The 1,556-nt window shown below is 46.5% G+C and carries 1 protein-coding gene; it reads right to left on the bottom strand.

The window, feature by feature from the left end; genetic code table 11:
• Positions 1–74 precede the first annotated feature (74 nt).
• Complete coding sequence (locus ACFO1S_RS14035; protein ID WP_204606412.1) at positions 75–1,307, bottom strand: IS110 family RNA-guided transposase; 1,233 nt, start codon at positions 1,305–1,307, stop codon at positions 75–77.
• Positions 1,308–1,556 lie beyond the last annotated feature (249 nt).

Raw genomic sequence — 1,556 nt, 5'->3', positions numbered from 1 at the left:
TTTTTATACGAAAATGAATGCCCCTAAAAAGCGCAAAAAGACACTCCCCACTAAGCGTGTGAAAAATTAATTTTTTAAGAGGCTTCGGCGGATTCTACCTTAACGTTAAATCCCTGAGCCTCAATTTTTTTAATCCAATACTCCACCGATGATGTTGAAGAACTTAGGTAATCCCAACCGATTTCACGATAAGGCACTCTATCTTGAAGTATGCGGAAGATGATTCTTAGTAACAAGTGAGCTGTTGCTATTGTCGCTTTCCGCTGTCCTCGTCGTTTCTGTATGCGATAAAAGAAAGACGCAAGCCGAGTTCCCTTAGTTTTGCTTGCTGCCCAAGCCGCTTGGCAAAGCACGGCTTTCAGACTTTTATTTCCCTTGGCTATTCGAGAGCTTTTCTTCTTTCCTGCACTTTCATTATTACCCGGACTCAGCCCCGCCCAAGCCGCTATTTGTGAATCGCCCCCAAAACAAGACATGTCGTTCCCGATCTCAGCCAAGACGACCGCCGCCGCATCTTTCTGAATTCCGGGAATGGTTATTAAAAGCTCAACGGATGGTAAATGTGGTTCAAGTAACCGATCAATCTCGGATTCCACTTTCTCCTGTTGTTTCTCCACATAAGATAAATGGTCCAAATGCAGACCGAGCATCGTGCGATGATGTTTTCGCAATCGTCCATTTAGAGCCTCAAGAAGCTCAGGCACTTTTCGCTTGAGAGATGTCTTTACTTTCTCCCTGATTTCATCTGCATCTAATACTTCACCGTTAATAATAGACTCTAGCAACGCACGACCGGACGTGCCAAACATATCGCTAATATAAGTGGTCAGCTTCAAATTAGCATCCTGCAATATTTTGTGGATCCGGTTCTTCTCAGCTGTCGCGTCACCAAGCAGTTTTCGCCGATAGCGCGTCAAATCCCTTAGATCTCGTATATCCACTGGAGGTACAAAGCTGGGGGAAATGAGTCCTGAACGAAGTAATTGAGCAATCCAGAATGCGTCGGCAACGTCTGTCTTACGCCCAGGCACGTTCTTAATCCGTCTGGCATTTGCGAGTACAAGCGTAAATGCCCCCTCTAAGACGTTCCAAATCGGCTTCCAGTACACGCCTGTACTTTCCATGGCGATATGTGTGCACTCCCATCCGCATAACCAATCATGAAGAGCCAATAGTCCCTTAGTCGTCGTAGAGAAAGTGCGGATCTCCTGTTTTGGCTTACGCTCTAAATCACCGTAAAGAACACATGCCACGACGGTCTCCTGATGAACATCTAGCCCTGCACAGCGTTCTAAAATCGCCTCCATCCCCATCACCTCATCCTATAGAGATAAGCAGGTCATGTATCCTCAGCGTAAAAGAATTTTTATACACGTGCTCCTGGCACAATTGGCGGTGCTCGTGGGATACAGTCGGCCGGTTTGAGCCCCAGAGTATGTCCTACCAAAAAAGTAACGGCCTGTGACCTGCAACTCCATTATGGAGTACACAGATTCACAGGCCTAGTACATTTTCATTCATGGTGGTGGCCTCTAGGCCATGGTGGTTTGAGCCAG

It is taken from the genome of Cohnella boryungensis, from assembly GCF_042651945.1.
In the GTDB taxonomy this organism is placed as follows: Bacteria; Bacillota; Bacilli; order Paenibacillales; family Paenibacillaceae; genus Cohnella; species Cohnella boryungensis.
Note: the sequence above shows the minus strand (reverse complement) of the source record. Positions and strands in the feature narration are given on the sequence as shown.

Excerpts from the sequence above, each read along its gene's own strand:
- ACFO1S_RS14035 (WP_204606412.1), bottom strand. The coding sequence starts at position 1,307 with ATGGAGGCGATTTTAGAACGCTGTGCAGGGCTAGATGTTCATCAGGAG.